Annotated in this window: 16 protein-coding genes and 2 tRNA genes; 11 read left to right on the top strand and 7 right to left on the bottom strand. The window is 65.0% G+C overall.

Annotated features, from left to right (window positions below; all coding sequences use genetic code 11):
• The first annotated feature begins 67 nt into the window (after positions 1-67).
• Positions 68-928: a MerR family transcriptional regulator gene (locus tag BST47_RS13120; RefSeq protein ID WP_083125965.1), complete on the top strand. Its 861-nt coding sequence runs from the start codon at positions 68-70 to the stop codon at positions 926-928.
• Between the two features lie 85 nt (positions 929-1,013).
• Here BST47_RS13120 and BST47_RS13115 read toward each other — a convergent pair whose 3' ends face one another.
• Together BST47_RS13115 and BST47_RS13110 are read right to left on the bottom strand one after the other, a co-directional pair.
• Positions 1,014-1,226 carry a hypervirulence associated TUDOR domain-containing protein gene (locus BST47_RS13115; RefSeq protein ID WP_083125964.1) on the bottom strand — a complete coding sequence of 71 codons (213 nt, stop codon included), beginning with the start codon at positions 1,224-1,226 and terminating at the stop codon, positions 1,014-1,016.
• Positions 1,227-1,263: 37 nt separating this feature from the next.
• Positions 1,264-2,694, bottom strand: a complete 1,431-nt coding sequence (locus BST47_RS13110) for a phytoene desaturase family protein (RefSeq protein ID WP_207568609.1) — start codon at positions 2,692-2,694, stop codon at positions 1,264-1,266.
• 30 nt (positions 2,695-2,724) lie between these two features.
• On the opposite strand from BST47_RS13110, the gene serA reads away from it, so the two are divergent.
• The 3 genes from serA to BST47_RS13095 are packed head-to-tail and all read left to right on the top strand — an operon-like array spanning position 2,725 to position 5,907.
• Positions 2,725-4,311, top strand: coding sequence for a phosphoglycerate dehydrogenase (serA, locus tag BST47_RS13105; protein WP_083125962.1), 1,587 nt, complete (start codon positions 2,725-2,727; stop codon positions 4,309-4,311).
• On the top strand, positions 4,308-5,318 hold the full coding sequence (locus tag BST47_RS13100) for a 3-isopropylmalate dehydrogenase (RefSeq protein ID WP_083125961.1): 1,011 nt from the start codon (positions 4,308-4,310) through the stop codon (positions 5,316-5,318). The genes serA and BST47_RS13100 overlap by 4 nt, the downstream gene beginning before the upstream one ends.
• 4 nt (positions 5,319-5,322) lie before the next feature.
• Complete coding sequence (locus BST47_RS13095) at positions 5,323-5,907, top strand: hypothetical protein (protein ID WP_083125960.1); 585 nt, start codon at positions 5,323-5,325, stop codon at positions 5,905-5,907.
• Positions 5,908-5,909: 2 nt separating this feature from the next.
• On the opposite strand, the gene BST47_RS13090 is transcribed toward BST47_RS13095, so the two are convergent.
• Positions 5,910-7,094: an MFS transporter gene (locus BST47_RS13090; protein WP_083126157.1), complete on the bottom strand. Its 1,185-nt coding sequence runs from the start codon at positions 7,092-7,094 to the stop codon at positions 5,910-5,912.
• Between the two features lie 114 nt (positions 7,095-7,208).
• Between BST47_RS13090 and BST47_RS13085 the strand changes: the two genes are divergently transcribed.
• The 4 genes from BST47_RS13085 (at position 7,209) to BST47_RS13070 (ending at position 9,832) form a co-directional block, all read left to right on the top strand.
• Entirely contained in the window at positions 7,209-7,997 is a 789-nt protein-coding gene (locus tag BST47_RS13085; protein WP_083125959.1) for a fumarylacetoacetate hydrolase family protein, read from the top strand.
• Complete coding sequence (gltX, locus tag BST47_RS13080) at positions 7,994-9,472, top strand: glutamate--tRNA ligase (protein ID WP_083125958.1); 1,479 nt, start codon at positions 7,994-7,996, stop codon at positions 9,470-9,472. The genes BST47_RS13085 and gltX overlap by 4 nt, the downstream gene beginning before the upstream one ends.
• 118 nt (positions 9,473-9,590) lie before the next feature.
• Positions 9,591-9,665: transfer RNA gene (locus BST47_RS13075), tRNA-Gln, on the top strand.
• Between the two features lie 94 nt (positions 9,666-9,759).
• Positions 9,760-9,832, top strand: a tRNA-Glu gene (locus BST47_RS13070).
• 135 nt (positions 9,833-9,967) lie between these two features.
• Here the strand turns inward: BST47_RS13070 and BST47_RS13065 are convergent.
• Positions 9,968-10,669 (bottom strand): IclR family transcriptional regulator, encoded by a 702-nt coding sequence (locus tag BST47_RS13065; protein WP_083125957.1) that lies wholly within the window; start codon positions 10,667-10,669, stop codon positions 9,968-9,970.
• A 38-nt stretch (positions 10,670-10,707) separates the two neighbouring features.
• Between BST47_RS13065 and leuC the strand changes: the two genes are divergently transcribed.
• The 3 genes from leuC (at position 10,708) to BST47_RS13050 (ending at position 13,573) form a co-directional block, all read left to right on the top strand.
• Entirely contained in the window at positions 10,708-12,144 is a 1,437-nt protein-coding gene (leuC, locus tag BST47_RS13060) for a 3-isopropylmalate dehydratase large subunit (protein ID WP_083125956.1), read from the top strand.
• Positions 12,145-12,154: 10 nt separating this feature from the next.
• Positions 12,155-12,748, top strand: a complete 594-nt coding sequence (gene leuD / locus BST47_RS13055; protein ID WP_083125955.1) for a 3-isopropylmalate dehydratase small subunit — start codon at positions 12,155-12,157, stop codon at positions 12,746-12,748.
• Between the two features lie 192 nt (positions 12,749-12,940).
• The gene (locus BST47_RS13050; protein WP_083125954.1) at positions 12,941-13,573 is read left to right on the top strand and encodes an HU family DNA-binding protein; all 633 of its coding nucleotides are present in this window, start codon (positions 12,941-12,943) and stop codon (positions 13,571-13,573) included.
• Between the two features lie 101 nt (positions 13,574-13,674).
• On the opposite strand, the gene mutT1 is transcribed toward BST47_RS13050, so the two are convergent.
• The 3 genes from mutT1 to cofC are packed head-to-tail and all read right to left on the bottom strand — an operon-like array spanning position 13,675 to position 17,561.
• Entirely contained in the window at positions 13,675-14,604 is a 930-nt protein-coding gene (mutT1, locus tag BST47_RS13045; RefSeq protein WP_083125953.1) for an 8-oxo-(d)GTP phosphatase MutT1, read from the bottom strand.
• A 51-nt stretch (positions 14,605-14,655) separates the two neighbouring features.
• Entirely contained in the window at positions 14,656-16,863 is a 2,208-nt protein-coding gene (locus tag BST47_RS13040) for an RNA degradosome polyphosphate kinase (protein WP_083125952.1), read from the bottom strand.
• Between the two features lie 53 nt (positions 16,864-16,916).
• Positions 16,917-17,561 carry a 2-phospho-L-lactate guanylyltransferase gene (gene cofC, locus BST47_RS13035; protein WP_083126156.1) on the bottom strand — a complete coding sequence of 215 codons (645 nt, stop codon included), beginning with the start codon at positions 17,559-17,561 and terminating at the stop codon, positions 16,917-16,919.
• Between the last annotated feature and the right edge of the window lie 28 nt (positions 17,562-17,589).

Genomic DNA, 17,589 nt, shown 5'->3' with positions numbered 1-17,589 from the left:
CAAAATTCTGCATCGATTGTGCATTGAATACCCCATATACCCAGATCGAAGCTCTATTCTGGCGGGGTTGACCACGTCGAATAAGCCCGAGAGCGTCACCGCGGACGAGCCCCTGTACACCGTCCGCGTCGTCGCTGAGCGTCTTGGCGTGCCTACCGCGACGCTGCGCAGCTGGAACCAGCGGTACGGCGTGGGTCCGTCCGAACACAGCCCCGGTCGGCATCGCCTCTACAGCGAGACCGACATTGCGGTTGCGCAGCGGATGTACGAACTCATCGTCGAGGGTGCGAGCCCGCGCAGCGCGGCACGAACCGCGATCGACTCGATACGACCGTCCCGCGGTGATTCCGCGGCGCTGCTCGACTCCGCCTTCGATTTCGATGTGTTCACCGCAGGTCTGTTGCTCGATCGTCATCTACGCCACTTCGGTGTGCTCGACACGTGGGATCAACTGATACGTCCGGCGTTCGACGATATCGCCCGACGGCAGGCCCAGGGGGAGGGCTGCATCGACGTCGAGCATGCGCTGTCGTGGACCGTGACACGGTCGTTGCAGCGTTATCCCCTTGCTGCGCCTGAAGAATCGGCGTCCATCATTCTTGCCTGCACGCCGCGCGAAACGCACTTTCTTGCACTGGAAGCGCTGCGCGCGGCCCTTGCAGAACGTGGACGCGGTGCGTTGATGCTCGGCGCGGACGTCCCGCGGGCAGCGCTTCTCGATGCGGTCCAGCGCAAAGGACGACCGGTCGCGACACTGTTGTGGTCACAGACCGAGGACACCGCTGACTTCCAAACGGTCAACGACCTCGCCGTGCACGCCTCGGTCAGTGTCGGCGGTCCGGGCTGGGATGCGGTGATCGAGCGGATTCACGCGTCGCGGCTGAACAGCCTCCGTGAAGCTGTCGACCACTTCGCCGCGGTGAACTAGAACCGGTCATATGGGCGGGACTCAACGCCTGATATCTGTCCCATGGCCTTGGATTCCACTGTGTTGAGCCACTTTTCGAAGGCAGCTACTTCGACCGCTGCAAAGCGTCCGGTTTGTGCACGGCGTCGCGTCCGCTCTTATCGCTGCGCACCCGGTACTGCGGTTCTTCCGGTGAGGCTCGCACCGTCCGCCCCGCCGTCTCGCGGTCGCTGGTGATCTTCTCCTCGACAGTCCCGGTGACGGTCTTTCCGTGGCTACTCCATTGGACCTTGTCGCCCTTGTGAAACTCCGAACTCATGTCGCCCGGGTACCCCGGCGATTTCCGGCAAAACCGGTTACGGCGAGAGGCTGGGCAGCGTTTTGATTCCGAATTCGCGGCGCAGCATGGTGCGTGCCGCGTAGAAGCCCGCCATACCGTGCACACCACCGCCGGGGGGTGTCGCCGACGAGCAGAGATAGACCTTCGGAATCGGAGTGGCCCACGGGTTGAGCCGCGGTGTCGGCCCGGTGAGCGCGTGCAGCAGCGTGTTGCCGCCGACGCCGATGTCGCCGCCGACGAGGTTGGCGTTGTGTTCGGCCAACCGTGAGGCCGGTACCGATCGCACCGCGACGACGACGTCGCGAAAGCCGGGTGCGAAACGCTCGAAGATCTGGGTGATCGTCTCGGCTTGGTCGACCGGCGAGCCGTGGGGCACGTGCGCATAGGTCCATAGGGGCCGCCGCCCCTGCGCATCGATGCGGTTCGGGTCAGCCAGGTGCGGCAGCGAGGCGAGCACCATCGGCCATTCGGGATGTCTGCCCGCGGCGATCTCCTTTTCGGCGTGCGCCATCTGCTCTCGGCTGCCACCCATGTGCAGTGTCGGAGCATCGGCCGCACGTGGGTCCGCCCACGGAATCTCGTCGGACAGCACGAAATCCACCTTGGCCACGCCCGGGCCGAACCGATAGTGCCGCAAAGCTTTTGCGTATCGCGCGGGGACTGCATTCCGGTAGATGGATAACAGCGCCGTCGGCGCGGTGTCGAAAAGCACTACACCGCCCGGTGGTTCGGTGACCGCTTCGCCCGCCGTGATGACACCGCCATGTGCGCGCAGGTCGGCGATGAGGGCGTCGGGAATGGCCTGGCTGCCGCCCACCGGGATGGGCCAGCCCACGGTGTGCGCGAGTGTGGCCAGCATCAGTCCGGCACCGGTGGTGACGAATGACGGCATCCGGTTGATGGCATGTGCGGCAACGCCGGTGAACAAGGCGCGCGCGTCGGCACCGGTGAGCCTGCCCCACAGCGGCGTGCCCTGCTCGAGCATGTTTCGCGCGAGGTACGCCGCGGCGATCAGATCGCGCGGGAGCGAGCGCTTGTCCCCGAGGAGGAAGTCGACGACGCCCTCATCGCGCTTGGTGAGTGGGCCGAGCAGCCGCCGCCACGAGTCGCCGTGTACCAGCTCCGCGCAGGTGCGGTCCAGATCGTGATAGCCGACCGCCGTGGGTTTACCGGGAAGCGGATTGGCGTACGAGACGGCGGGCACCTGCAAGTCCACCCCGCGGGCGGGCAGATCGAATTCCGCCAAAAACGGTGAAGCCAACGCGAGCGGGTGCACGGCCGAACAGACATCGTGGGAGACCTCGCCGAACTCGGGGTCGGCGAGGGTCCGTGCGCCGCCACCCAGTGACGGCTGTGCCTCGAACACCTGCACTGACAGACCGGCGCGCGCGCAGATGACGGCGGCGGCCAAGCCGTTCGGTCCGCTGCCGACCACGGTGACGTCCACCGCCCAATTAGATCCCATTAGGCTGACCGCGTGAGCCTGCCCGTTGTATTGATCGCAGACAAGCTGGCGGAGTCGACCGTCGCCGCACTGGGTGACCAGGTGGAAGTGCGCTGGGTCGATGGTCCGGACCGAGAAAAGCTACTGGCCGCGGTGCCCGAGGCCGACGCACTGCTGGTGCGCTCGGCAACCACCGTGGATGCCGAGGTGCTCGCCGCCGCGTCGAAACTCAAGATCGTCGCCCGCGCCGGCGTTGGCCTGGACAACGTCGACGTAGACGCGGCCACCTCACGCGGCGTCCTGGTGGTCAACGCGCCGACCTCCAACATCCACAGCGCCGCCGAGCACGCGCTGGCGCTCATGCTTTCGGCCGCTCGGCAGATCCCCGCCGCCGACGCGACGCTGCGTGAGCACGCGTGGAAGCGCTCGTCGTTCTCCGGCACCGAGATCTTCGGCAAGACCGTCGGCGTCGTCGGCCTCGGGCGAATCGGACAGTTGGTCGCTCAGCGACTGGCCGCCTTCGGCACGCACGTCGTGGCGTACGACCCGTACGTGTCGGCCGCTCGCGCCGCCCAATTGGGCATCGAGCTGCTCACCCTCGACGAGCTGTTGGGCCGCGCCGACTTCATCTCGGTGCACCTGCCCAAGACCAAGGAGACAGCCGGCCTGATCGGAAAGGACGCGCTGGCCAAGACCAAGCCCGGCGTCATCATCGTCAACGCGGCACGCGGTGGCCTGATCGACGAAGCGGCGCTCGCGGATGCGATCACCAGCGGCCACGTGCGCGGCGCCGGCCTCGACGTATTTGCCACCGAACCGTGCACGGACAGCCCGCTCTTCGAACTACCCCAGGTCGTGGTGACGCCCCACCTCGGCGCGTCGACTGCAGAGGCGCAGGACCGAGCGGGCACCGACGTCGCCGAGAGCGTGAAGCTTGCGCTGGCAGGTGAGTTCGTACCCGACGCAGTGAACGTCGGCGGCGGCGTCGTCGGCGAGGAAGTCGCGCCGTGGCTGGACCTGGTCCGAAAACTGGGCCTGTTGGTCGGCGTGTTGTGCAGTGAACTTCCGGTGTCCCTGTCGATTCAGGTCCGCGGCGAGCTGGCGTCCGAAGATGTTGACGTACTGCGCCTTTCAGCGCTGCGCGGGTTGTTCAGCGCTGTCATCGAGGACCCGGTGACGTTCGTCAACGCGCCGGCGCTGGCGGCCGAACGCGGTGTCGAGGCCGACATCAGCACCGCCACGGAGAGCCCGAACCACCGCAGTGTGGTCGACGTGCGCGCGGTGTACTCCGACGGTTCGGTCGCCAATGTTTCCGGCACGCTGTCGGGTCCGCAGCTGGTCGAGAAGATCGTCCAGATCAACGGCCGCAACTTCGATCTGCGCGCCGAGGGCGTCTACCTGATCGTCAACTACATCGACCAGCCGGGCACGTTGGGCAAGATCGGCACCCTCCTCGGCACCGCCGACATCAACATTCACGCCGCCCAGCTCAGCGAAGATGCGGAGGGTCCGGGCGCGACGATCCTGCTGCGCATCGACCGAGACGTACCCGAAGACGTCCGGGCGGCGATCACCGCGGCCGTCGGCGCCATGCTGCTGGAAGTGGTGGACCTGACGTGAAACTGGCGGTCATCGCGGGCGACGGCATCGGCCCGGAGGTCATCGACGAAGCGGTCAAGGTACTCGACGCCGTCGTACCGGGTGTCGACAAGACCAGCTACGACCTCGGGGCGCGGCGGTACCACGCCACCGGAGACGTACTGCCCGAATCGGTGCTCGACGAGCTCCGCGCGCACGATGCGATCCTGCTCGGCGCCATCGGCGATCCGTCGGTTCCCAGTGGTCTGCTGGAACGCGGTCTGCTGCTGCGAATCCGGTTCGCACTCGACCACCACATCAACCTGCGTCCCGCCCGGCTCTATCCGGGGGTGAGCAGTCCGTTGGCCGGGAACCCGGACATCGACTTCGTCGTGGTCCGTGAGGGCACCGAGGGTCCTTACACCGGGACCGGTGGAGCGATCCGCGTCGGCACACCCCATGAAATCGCCACCGAGGTCAGCGTCAACACCGCGTTCGGCGTGCGACGGGTCGTGCACGACGCGTTCGGCCGCGCGGCGAAGCGACGCAAACACCTGACGCTGGTGCACAAGAACAACGTCCTGACCTATGCGGGTGCGCTGTGGTGGCGCACCGTGCAGGAGGTCAGCGCCGAGTACCCCGACGTCGAGATCGCCTATCAGCACGTCGACTCCGCCACCATCCACCTCGTCACCGACCCCGGCCGGTTCGACGTCATTGTCACCGACAACCTGTTCGGCGACATCGTCACCGACCTCGCGGCCGCGGTGTGCGGCGGCATCGGCCTGGCGGCCAGCGGCAATATCGACGCGACCCGAACCAACCCGTCGATGTTCGAGCCGGTGCACGGCAGCGCACCCGACATCGCGGGACAGGGCATCGCCGATCCCACCGCGGCGATCATGTCGGTGGCGCTGTTGCTTGCGCACGCGGGCGAACTCGATGCGGCCGCTCGCGTCGACAAGGCCGTCGAGCAGCATCTGGCCACGCGCGGTGACGAGACGCGGTCGACCACCGAGATCGGCGATCGGATCGCGTCAAATCTCTAGTCGCGTGGCGACACTGAGCCGGCAGTGCTGGCTGTTCGCGATCGGTTCGGCACTGTTCGCGATCGCCACGACCCCGGGGTTGTCCGCAGTGGCGGGCGCAGGGATCGCCAACCTGTTGTGCTTCATCGGATCCTGGTTCTTCACCACCGCGGGCTGGATGCAGCTGGTGCTGGCCCCTCCCGCGCAGCGCATCGGATGGCTTTCCGCGGCAACCCAGTTCGTCGGGACGATCTTTTTCAACGTCAGTACCGGCTCTGCCCTGTGGGCACATGCGGTCAAACCGGAGCGCCGACTCGTGTGGGCGCCGGACGCTCTGGGGTCGCTGGCGTTTCTGATCAGCGGTGTCCTCGGCGTGATCGCGGTGACGGCGGTCGTCGGCATCATCGAGCTGAAATCGCGTGACTGGCAGGGGGAGTGGATCAACATGATCGGCTGCGTCGCGTTCGCGGTGTCCGCGCTCGGCGCCTTCGTCAGAGAATCCGGTGTCACCGCGGATGCCTGGATGGCGAACCTGGGCACGTTCATCGGCGCACTGTGCTTCCTGGTTGCCGCATTGGTCATGCTTCCGCGCCGCGCGCAGCGCGAGTGAGTTCAGTCCGTCTTTGGTTCGACCGGGATCACGGGTATCGCCAGTAGCGGCAGGAGCGCGGAAACCGCGAACGCCACCGGGTAGCCGAGGGCGCCGATCAAGGCGCCGAACACGGGGGCAGACGCGGCGGAGGCGAAGAGTTGACTGGTGTTCTGCGTGCCCAATGCCCTTCCGCTCCAGAACGGTCCGGCGATCTCGGCGATGGCGGTGAATGCCAGCCCGTTGTCCGAGACGGTGATCACCGAGGCGATCACCATGATCGCCACGCTGATCGGCGAACTGAGCCAGTCGGTCATCGCCAGTAGGCCCATCGTGGCGGCGGCCGCCAGGGCAATGGTGCGGATCGGCCTCAGTCGTGAACCCGTCACGTCCGACCAACGGCCGGCGGCGATTCGACCACCTGCACCCAACACCTGCGCCACCGTGACGAGCGCGCCTGCCGACGCTGCCGACCATCCTCGTTCGGTCATCAACCACACCAATGCGAACGTCCACAGCACGGCTTGAGGCACCACCAGTAGTACAGAGACAGCATGTATCCGGGTCAAGACCGACGATGCGCGATAGGGATTCGCCAGGTGCTCGGGCGGGGCCTCCGAGCGTGGTGGACGTGGCGGATCGATCACGAACACCGCGCATACGACCGCGGAAAGCGCGCACACGATCGCCGGAAAACACAGTGCCGCAGAGATGCTGTACGCGTCGGCCACTCGCGGAATCACCAAGGCGCCCAGGCCGACCCCGAGCGGTGTCGCGGTTTGGCGGATGCCCATGACCAAGCCGCGTCGATCCGGTGGGAACCAGCCGACCACCAGTCGGCCGCTGGCCGAATTGCTACTTGCGGCGGCCATCCCGCCGAGCATCAGGAACGCACCCATGGCGAACAGCGAGTCGACGGAAGCGGCCGCGAACGCCGCCGCGGCGATGAGCACCGAACCGAGGCTCAACACGATGCGCTCGCCGAACCGGTCGACGAGGTAGCCCCACGCGATGAGCGTGAGGACCAAGCCGAAGCCGGGCAGCGCCGACAGCAGGCCCGCAGCCCCGAGGTCGAGTCCGCGCTCGCGCTGCAAGCTTGGAATGAGAAAGGCCACACCGTTGATGAATACGTTGGCGCTTGTCGTCGCGGTCAGCGCAATGACAAGCAGCGACCAGCGTCGCGCGGTGCTTATCGTGTCCGCGGACATGGCTCCATAGTCGCACGGCCATCCCATATGTCTGAACCGATATTCCAATATATGAGACGCTGTCGGGGCGGGAGCGGCCGCAGCGCCGAGGATCGGGGCCACTAGGCTGACGGCATGCGCCTTGGACGTATCGCCAGCCCAGACAGTGTCTGCTTCGTCAGCATCGAGGGTCCTCTCGACGACTCGGCCCGGGCAGTCGCCAAAGAGATTGCCGAGCATCCCTTCGGCACTCCGACCTTCACCGGACGGGAGTGGCCGCTGGCCGACGTGCGGATACTCTCGCCGATCCTGGCCAGCAAGGTCGTATGCATCGGGAAGAACTATGCGGCGCACGTCGCGGAAATGGGCGGGGGAGATTTCCCCGATCCGGTGATGTTCATGAAGCCCAACACCGCGATCGTCGGTCCGAATGTGCCCATTCAGCTGCCGGCCGACGCCAACCCGGTGCACTTCGAGGGTGAACTCGCCGTCGTCATCGGCCGAGTCTGCAAGGACGTTCCCGCCGCCCGCGCCGCGGAGAACATCCTGGGCTACACGATCGCCAACGATGTGTCGGCGCGTGATCAGCAGAAGAAGGACGGCCAGTGGACTCGGGCGAAAGGCCACGACACGTTCTGTCCGATCGGACCGTGGATCGTCACCGATCTGGATCCGTCCGATGTGGCGTTGCGCACCGAGGTCAATGGCGAGATCAAACAGGACAGCCGGACATCGCTGATGATTCACGATGTCGGGGCGATCGTGGAGTGGATTTCGGCGGTGATGACACTGTTGCCCGGTGATGTCATCCTGACCGGGACGCCGGACGGTGTCGGCCCCATCGAAGGCGGCGACACGGTCACCGTCACGATTGAAGGTATCGGAACCCTTTCCAATCCGGTTGTGCGCAAAGGAAAGTCATGACGACCGATATGCGGGTGCGGTTCTGCCCGTCGCCAACCGGCACGCCGCACGTCGGCCTGATCCGTACCGCGCTGTTCAACTGGGCCTACGCGCGCCATTGCGGCGGGGCGTTCGTGTTCCGCCTGGAGGACACCGACGCCGAACGAGACAGCGAGGACAGCTATCTGGCGCTGTTGGACGCCCTGAGCTGGCTGGGGCTGAGCTACGACGAGGGTCCCGACATCGGTGGACCGTACGCCCCGTACCGGCAGTCGGAACGCGGCGAGATATACCGGGACGTGCTGAAACGGCTGCAGGAATCCGGTGACGCTTATGAGGCGTTTTCGACGGCCGAGGAAGTCGAAGCCCGCCACGTCGCCGCGGGCCGAAACCCCAAACTCGGCTACGACAACTACGACCGCGAACTCACCGAAGCCCAGCGCACCGCGTTCCTCGACGAGGGTCGCAGGCCAGTGCTCCGGCTACGGATGCCCGACGAAGACATCACCTGGAATGACCTCGTCCGCGGGGAAACAACATTCGCGGCGGGTGTGGTTCCCGATTTCGCGCTGACCCGCGCCAGCGGTGATCCGTTGTACACATTGGTCAATCCGGTTGACGACGCGCTGATGAAGATCACGCACGTCCTGCGTGGCGAGGACCTGCTCCCCTCCACGCCGCGCCAGATCGCGCTGTACCAGGCACTGATTCGTATCGGCGTCGCCGACCGGGTGCCCGAGTTCGCTCACTTGCCAAGCGTTCTGGGAGACGGAAACAAGAAGCTGTCGAAGCGCGATCCGCAGTCGAACCTGTTCATTCATCGCGAACGTGGCTTCATTCCGGAGGGGCTGCTGAACTATCTGGCGCTGCTGGGCTGGGGTATCGCCGAAGACCACGACGTATTCAGCCTCGACGAGATGGTGGCCGCCTTCGACGTCGTCAACGTCAACTCGAACCCCGCCCGGTTCGATCAGAAGAAGGCGGACGCTCTCAACGCCGAACACATCCGCATGTTGGGTGAGGACGATTTCACCGCGCGACTGGCGGCGTATTTCGCTGCCCACGGCTACGACACGGGACTCGACGAAGCTCAATTCGCGGAGGCCGCGCGGCTCGTGCAGACGCGAATCGTCGTGCTCGGCGACGCATGGGACCTGTTGAAGTTCCTCAACGACGCCGAGTTCACGCTCGACGAGAAGTCGGCGGCCAAGGAACTCAAGCCCGAAGCCGTCGCGGTGCTGGAGGCCGCGCTCGCCGCGCTCGAAACAGTCGGCGAGTGGAGGACCGGGGAGATCGAAAACGCTCTGAAGGTGTCCTTGTTGGAGAATCTGGAGCTCAAGCCGCGCAAGGCGTTCGGCCCGCTGCGTGTGGCGGCCACGGGTGCGTCGGTCAGCCCGCCGCTCTTCGAATCGCTCGAGCTTCTGGGTCGGGACCGCAGCCTGCAACGGCTACGCGCGGGACGCGATCGTGCCGCCACCGTCGCAGACCAGGCGTGAGAAAAGTGGCGGCGAATCTTTGGTAGTCTGCACGTCGGCCCGAAACAACGCGCGGCGGCGCCGCCGATTGCTTGGTCGGGCCGAAAAGGGCCTGTGACCTGCGGTTACAGGTAGCCAATGGGGTATGGTGTAATTGGCAACACAGCTGATTCTGGTTCAGCCATTCTAGGTTCGAGTCCTGGTACCCCAGCCATTCGCGATGAGCGCTCGTGCGACGAGCACCGGACTCAAGCTGATTAGGTCCGCATAACCCCCTGGGCTATGCTGGCTGTCCGGAAATAGTTCTGGCCCCCGTCGTCTAGCGGCCTAGGACGCCGCCCTCTCACGGCGGTAGCGTGGGTTCGAATCCCATCGGGGGTACAAGCGAGTGAGCCGAGCGCAGAGAGCTTGCTCTCGTGCCGAGGCGATTGAGTCTTGCGGTACAAGCGAGTGAGCCGAGCGCAGAGAGCTTGCTCTCGTGCCGAGGCGATTGGGTCTTGCGGTACAAGTAGTCATTCACAGCCTGCGGGTAAGCGCACCGGCGGCGGCCAAAAGGTCGGCGGCCCATCGTGCTCCGGGGCGACGTCCCATTCGGTCGATCGGTCCGGACACCGATACGGCGGCGATCACCGCGCCGGTGGCATCGCGCACCGGCGCCGACACACTGGCCACCCCCGGCTCGCGTTCCGCGGCGCTCTGCGCCCAGCCACGTTTGCGGACCTCGGCGAGGGTCCGGTCGGTGAACTTCGCGCTGGGCAACACGGCCTGTTGCGTGGCGGCATCGGCATAGGCCAGCAGTACCTTCGCGCCTGAGCCGGCTGTCATCGGCAATCGCGCGCCGACCGGGACGGTATCGCGAAGCCCGGCAGGTGGTTCCAAGGCGGCGATGCATGTACGCGCGGTGCCTTCGCGGCGATAGATCTGCACGCTCTCTCCGGTGATCTCACGCAGGCGCGGCAACACCACGGCGCCGGCGGCCAGTAAGGGGTCGTTGACCTGCCCCGCCAACTCGGTGAGTGCAGGCCCGAGCCGCCATTGGCCGTCTCCGTTGCGGATCAACAGCCGATGCACTTCGAGGCCTGCGGCCAAGCGGTGCGCGGTCGCACGCGGCAGGCCGGTGCGCTCGCACAGCTCTGCCAATCCGCACGGCGAATCGGCGATCGCGTGCAGCACCCCCATGGCTTTGTCCAGCACCCCGATACCGCTATCCTGTCTCACAGGGAGATACTACCGTCCCAGAATGTGAGAAAGTCAAGATGGCAGCCCAGGATAAGCCACGCACACTCGCCGAAAAGGTGTGGGACGACCACGTCGTCGCGAAGGGATCGGGTGACGGCGCGGCCCGCGAACCCGACCTCATTTACATCGACCTGCACCTCGTGCACGAGGTCACCAGCCCGCAGGCGTTCGACGGCCTCCGGCTCAACGGTCGGCCGGTCCGCAGGCCCGATCTGACGATCGCCACCGAAGACCACAACGTGCCGACGATCGACATCGACAAGCCGATCGCCGATCCGGTCTCTCGCATTCAGGTCGAGACGCTGCGCCGCAACTGTGAAGAGTTCGGCATCCGGCTGCACCCGATGGGTGACGTCGAACAAGGCATCGTTCACATCATCGGACCGCAGCTGGGTTTGACCCAGCCCGGAACGACGGTGGTGTGTGGCGACAGCCATACCTCCACGCACGGTGCGTTCGGTGCGCTCGCGATGGGCATCGGCACATCCGAGGTCGAGCATGTCCTCGCGACGCAGACGCTTCCGTTGCGGCCGTTCAAGACGATGGCTGTCAATGTCGACGGGCAGCTGCCTGCGGGCGTGAGCGCGAAGGACATCATCCTCGCGGTGATCGCGAAGATCGGCACCGGCGGGGGACAGGGATACGTCATCGAATACCGCGGCAGCGCCATCGAATCGCTGTCGATGGAAGGGCGCATGACGGTCTGCAATATGAGCATCGAGGCCGGGGCGCGCGCCGGCATGGTCGCACCCGACGAGACAACTTTCGAGTTCTTGCATGGTCGCCCGCACGCGCCGAAGGGGGCGGACTGGGACGCCGCAGTGGCGGCGTGGAGTCAGTTGCGCACCGACGAAGGTGCGGAATTCGACACCGAGGTCTACCTCGACGCCGCGACGCTGAGCCCATTCGTCACGTGGGGAACCAACCCCGGGCAAGGAGTTCCGCTGTCGGCGTCGGTACCGGACCCCGAGCTGATCTTTGACGACGGCGAACGCCAAGCGGCCGAAAAAGCGTTGGCGTATATGGATCTTCGGGCCGGAACGGCGATGCGTGACATCACCGTGGACACCGTCTTCGTCGGCTCGTGCACGAACGGGCGCATCGAGGATCTGCGTGTGGTCGCCGACGTGCTCAAGGGTCGCAAGGTCGCCGAAGGCGTGCGGATGCTCGTTGTGCCCGGCTCGATGCGGGTGCGAGCGCAGGCCGAATCAGAGGGTCTCGGTGAGATCTTCACTGCCGCCGGCGCGGAGTGGCGGCAGGCCGGATGCTCGATGTGTCTTGGAATGAATCCAGATCAACTTTCCCCGGGGCAGCGCTGCGCATCGACGTCGAACCGAAATTTCGAAGGACGGCAGGGCAAAGGCGGGCGCACTCATTTGGTGTCGCCTGCTGTCGCCGCGGCCACCGCTGTGCGCGGCACGTTGTCCTCGCCCGCCGATCTGACTCACTCATAGGAGCTCTGTGATGGAACCATTCCGCACTCATACCGGTATCGGTGTTCCGCTTCGCCGGTCCAACGTCGACACCGACCAAATAATCCCCGCCGTGTATTTGAAGCGGGTAACCCGAACAGGTTTCGAGGATGGCTTGTTCGCGGCATGGCGGTCCGACCCGTCTTTCATCCTGAACCTGTCCCCGTTCGACAAAGGATCGGTGTTGGTCGCGGGTCCCGATTTCGGCACCGGTTCGTCGCGGGAGCACGCCGTGTGGGCGCTCATGGACTACGGATTCAGAGTCGTCATCTCATCTCGCTTCGCCGACATTTTTCGCGGCAACGCGGGCAAGGCGGGCCTCTTGGCGGCCGAAGTCGCCCAAGATGATGTCGAACTTTTATGGAAGCTCATCGAGGAGCATCCCGGCATGGAAATTACTGTGAATCTTCAAGATCGGAACGTCGTCGCGGGAACGGTCATGGTGCCGTTCAACATTGACGATTACACCGCCTGGCGACTGTCCGAAGGACTCGACGATATAGGCCTTACGCTGCGGAAATGCGATGAAATCGATTCGTACGAAGCAAGTCGTCCGAGCTGGAAACCGCGTACCTTGCCGGCGTGACGGATTGGCTTTCTGAGCCGAAATCTTCACCGGAGAACCCGTTATCGGGACCCCCGGCAGGAGCTCAAGGGGGGCAAGAAAGTTCGCTAGATTCTGCTGAAATTGCGCGTGGCTCTTGGAAATCAGTGGCCATTGGGTTTACCGTGTCCTCTAGTCGGCCCAAAGTGGGCTACTGGTTTTCGGAGGTTTTGCATGAACAAAGCAGAGCTCATCGACGTACTCACGGAGAAAATGGGCTCGGATCGTCGGTCAGCAACCGCTGCGGTCGAGAATGTCGTCGACACAATCGTGCGCGCGGTTCACAAGGGTGACAGTGTCACAATTACCGGCTTCGGCGTTTTCGAACAGCGTCGTCGTGCTGCTCGTGTTGCGCGTAACCCGCGCACCGGCGAGACCGTGAAAGTTAAGCCCACATCCGTGCCGGCATTCCGTCCCGGCGCACAGTTCAAAGCGGTTGTTTCTGGGGCACAGCGCCTCCCGTCGGAAGGACCAGCAGTGAAACGTGGCGTGACGGCGGGCGGTGCCCGCAAGGCCGTGAAGAAGGCCGCAGTGAAGAAGGCGGCCAAGAAAGCGGTGAAGCGCACGGCAGTCAAGAAGGCTGTGAAGCGCACGGCCGCCAAGAAGGCTGTGAAGCGCAGCGCAGCCAAGAAGACTGTGAAGAAGGCAGCAGTCAAGAAGGCTGCGAAGCGCACCGCAGCCAAAAAGACTGTGAAGAAGGCCGCAGCCAAGAAGGCGGTGAAGCGCACTGCCGCCAAGAAGGCCGTGAAGCGTTCCCCGGCCAAGAAGGCTGTGAAGCGCGCCCCGGCCAAGAAGGGCCGCAGGTAAGTTCGACATCGAACACGCCGTGGGTCGCGCCGGCAATCAAGCGAATGCGACCCACGGCGCGTTTGTGTCTGACGAGCTTCGCGCTTCGCCGGCCGCAGCGTTCATTTCTTGAGGGCGAGCGGACTGCCGATGTGATCGGCGGCGATCAGGCGTCCGTCGAATAGCGACAGGACCCAAGTGCTGCCCTTGCGGTTACGCGATTTGTCAGGGCGGACACCGTCACGCTCGCACCACCACGAGATGAGATCCGGAATCACCTTGCCCTGAGTGCAGATGACCGGCGTGCCTTCGGCGGCGGCGATCTCGAGGAAACGGCTACGCGAGGCTTTGCGATTCTCCGCATACGCCTCTTCGGTCAGCAGCGGTTCGCTGCTGACGTCGACACCGAGTTCCTCGCCCAGCGGCGCGATCGTTTGATGGCACCGAGTGCGGTCGGCGGCGTACAGCGTTTCGGCGCCGAAGGACAACAACTGTCCGACGAGAGACTCGGCCTGGGCGCGGCCGTGCTTGTCCAAAGGACGGTTGCGGTCGTCACCTTTGTATCGGGACTTGCTGCCCGCGGTGCCGTGCCGGACGATCAGCACCGTCTTCGTATCGGCCGGCAGCTTCTTGAAGCGGCGTAGGACCTTTCGGTCGTGCGGGTATCCGACCGCCTTGATGGCTTCGGATATGGGAAGCCATTTGAGTTCGTCGACTTCCGAGTTCGGGCTGAACTCGCCGCCGATGGCGCGGGCAGTCCAGTACCGCACCTTCTTGGTGCTTTGGTCGACGGGATAGGTAACCGCGGCCAACCGCCGGCCGAGATGCGCCGCGTAGCCGGTCTCCTCGGCGACCTCGCGGACGGCGGTCACGGGTTCCGTCTCGCCGGGGTCGACTTTGCCTTTGGGAAGGGACCAGTCGTCGTACCGGGGACGGTGAATGACCGCGACTTCGGGTGAGGCGGCATCATCACCCGGTCGCCACAGCACCGCGCCCGCGGCAAATACGGCCTTGCCCGCCGGAACCGCGCGGGGTGGGTTGTCCCTCGGCACGTCAACTCCTGCTGGTCATTCGGGGCCCCGAGAGCTCACAGCCGACGGATCTCAAGGGTGCCGATGGCGTTCCATCAACGACACCTGATGGTCGCGGACCGTCTCGCCCTCTCGCGGCGACGCGGTCCACTTACCATCCATGTCCAACTCCCAGCACCGGGTTGACGGATCTAGGGCGGAATCGAAGACGTCGTTCAGCTGTGAACTCAGCCTCGGATCCTTCACTTGAGCCATCACCTCGACTCGTCGATCGAGATTACGATGCATCATGTCGGCGCTTCCGATCCAGAACTCGTCGGTGGCGCGGAAATGAATAATTCGTGAGTGCTCCAGGAACCGACCCAGAATCGAGCGCACCGTGATGTTTTCGGAGAATCCGGCGACGCCGGGACGCAGTGCGCAGATGCCGCGGACCACCACCTCGACGCGGACCCCTGCCTGCGATGCCCGATAGAGCGAATCGATCACCTGCTCGTCGACCAGCGCGTTGGCCTTCAACCGAATGCCCGCATCCGCTCCCGATTGCTTGGCGGCGATCTCCCGTTCGATCCGCTCGATGATTCCCTTGCGGACACCGTAGGGCGCGACCAACAGATTGCGATACGACTCTTTGCGTGAGTACCCGGTCAGCGAGTTGAACAGATCTGTGAGGTCGGCGCCGATGTCCGGCGCAGCCGTCAACAGGCCGACGTCTTCATAAAGGCGTGCGGTCTTGCTGTTGTAGTTGCCGGTGCCGATATGGCAGTAGCGCCGGATCGTGGATCCCTCGCGACGCACGACGAGGCAGGTCTTGCAGTGCGTCTTCAACCCGACCAAGCCGTAAACCACATGCACGCCCGCACGTTCAAGGGCGCGGGCCCATTTGATGTTGGCCTGTTCGTCGAAGCGCGCTTTGATCTCAACCAGCGCGACAACCTGTTTGCCTGCCGCGGCGGCGTCGATCAGCGCGTTGACGATGGGTGAATCACCCGATGTCCGGTACAGCGTCTGCTTGATGGCCAGCACGTTCGGATCGGCGGCGGCCTGCTCGATGAACCGCTGCACCGAAGTGGAAAACGAATCGTAGGGGTGGTGCACCAGCACGTCACCGTCACGCAGCGTCGAGAAGATGCTCTTCGGCGTTTCCCGCTCACCGAATGCGGGCGGCGTCGCGGGCACGAAGGGACGGTCTTTCAGCGCGGGGCGGTCCTGGTCATAGATCTGCCACAGCGACGACAGGTCGAGAAGCCCCGGTACCTCGATGACATCACCGGTGTCGACGTCGAGTTCGCGCAAGAGCAGTTCGAGCATGCTCTCAGTCATGTCGTCGGATACTTCAAGGCGTACCGGGGAACCGAAGCGCCGACGCGCCAGTTCTCGCTCCAGCGCCTGCAACAGATCTTCGTCACGGTCCTCTTCGACCTCGAAGTCTGCGTTGCGGGTGATGCGGAAAGCATGATGCTCGACGATCTCCAGACCCGGGAACAGCACCGGCAGGAACGCGGCGATCAGTTCCTCCATCGGAAGGAAGCGCACGACATCGGAGGAACCTTCGCGGCGCGCCAACTCGACGAAGCGATCCACGTTGTCGGGCACCTTGATTCGAGCGAAGTGCTGTCCGCCGTCCTCGGGTTGCCGCACGGTGACGGCGAGGTTCAGGCTCAGCCCGCTCACGAACGGGAACGGATGCGCCGGATCGACGGCCAGCGGCGTCAGGACCGGGAACACCTGCTCGTGGAAATACGTCGACAGCCGGGAGCGCTCGCCCTCATCCACTTCGGCCCACGTGACAATCACGATGCCCTCGTCGGCGAGCGCGGGCCGCACCGCGTCGAGGAACACATGGGCGTGCCTGTTGGAGATCTGCTGAGTGCGCTCGTTGATCCGGCGTAGTTGTTCACGCGGTGACAGGCCATCGGCCGACCGCACCGACAACCCCATCTCGTCGCGTCGTTTCAGTCCCGCCACTCGAACCATGTAGAACTCGTCGAGGTTCGAGGCGAAGATCGCGAGGAACTTCGCCCGCTCGAGGAGAGGCAGCGACGGGTCGGCGGCGAGCGCAAGCACGCGCGCATTGAAGTCGAGCCAGCTCAGTTCGCGGTTGAGGTAGCGGTCTTCCGGCAGCGCGTTGTCAACCGCTTGCGATGTCGCAGCCGGTGGTGCTTCAGGCGCAGAATCTCCCGACTGCGGTGACCCGGGACGAGTTGACGTCGCCGGCTGCGCGGTTCCGGTCGTCGATCCGGTGTCGGTCTCGAGGATCTCGGTATCGGCTTCCGTCATCTCTCAAATGATTCCCTATTGAGTAGTCACGCGGCCACCGCGATGAAGAACTGTTACCTGACACCGGCGATGGCCTGCGAAGTTGTCGGGCCGATACCGAGGCGACGCGCCACCAACAGGTCGTCCGGTGTGTCGATGTCACAGCGCAGCCCGGGCCAGGCGCCGGTCAGCTCGATGGCGCCCGAATGGCGATGGCGCTCGGCTGAGTCCTGGCCGAACCGCGGATCCAGCGCGACGCCGAGGGCGATCAACGCCGAGGTGCCCGTACCGTGGCGGTCGCCGACGAAGCTGCGGGGGTAGGCGCGGCCGGCCGCGATCGCGTCGCCCAGCTCCTGCGGTTGCAGAGCGGGCAGATCTCCCTGCAGCACAACGATGTTCGACGTCTCGGGCCGCACCGTTTCCTCCGCCGCGGCGATGGCGTTGTTCAGCGGATTCCGATGGCCCTGCGGCGTCGGATCGGGGAGCACTCGTGCACCGAGCTGCCTGGCGGCGTCGCCGGCGACGTCGTCGGGTGTCACCACGGTGATGGACTGCACCGCCGGTACGGCCGCGGCAGCGGTGATGGTGTCGATCAGCATTGCCAGCACGACGGCTTCGCGGGTGGTCGCGGAGAAGACCGGCGCCAGCCGCGTCTTGGCGGCGGCCAGGCGTTTGACCGCGATCACCAGCCCGATATCGGCTTCCGATGACCCGCCCATGAGCGCCATCCTGCCAGCAGACCGTGCC

Source organism: Mycolicibacterium tusciae, from assembly GCF_002086795.1.
Classification (GTDB): Bacteria; Actinomycetota; Actinomycetes; order Mycobacteriales; family Mycobacteriaceae; genus Mycobacterium; species Mycobacterium tusciae.
The sequence above is the reverse complement of the archived record's forward strand: the minus strand, read 5'-3'. Positions and strand labels throughout refer to the sequence as shown.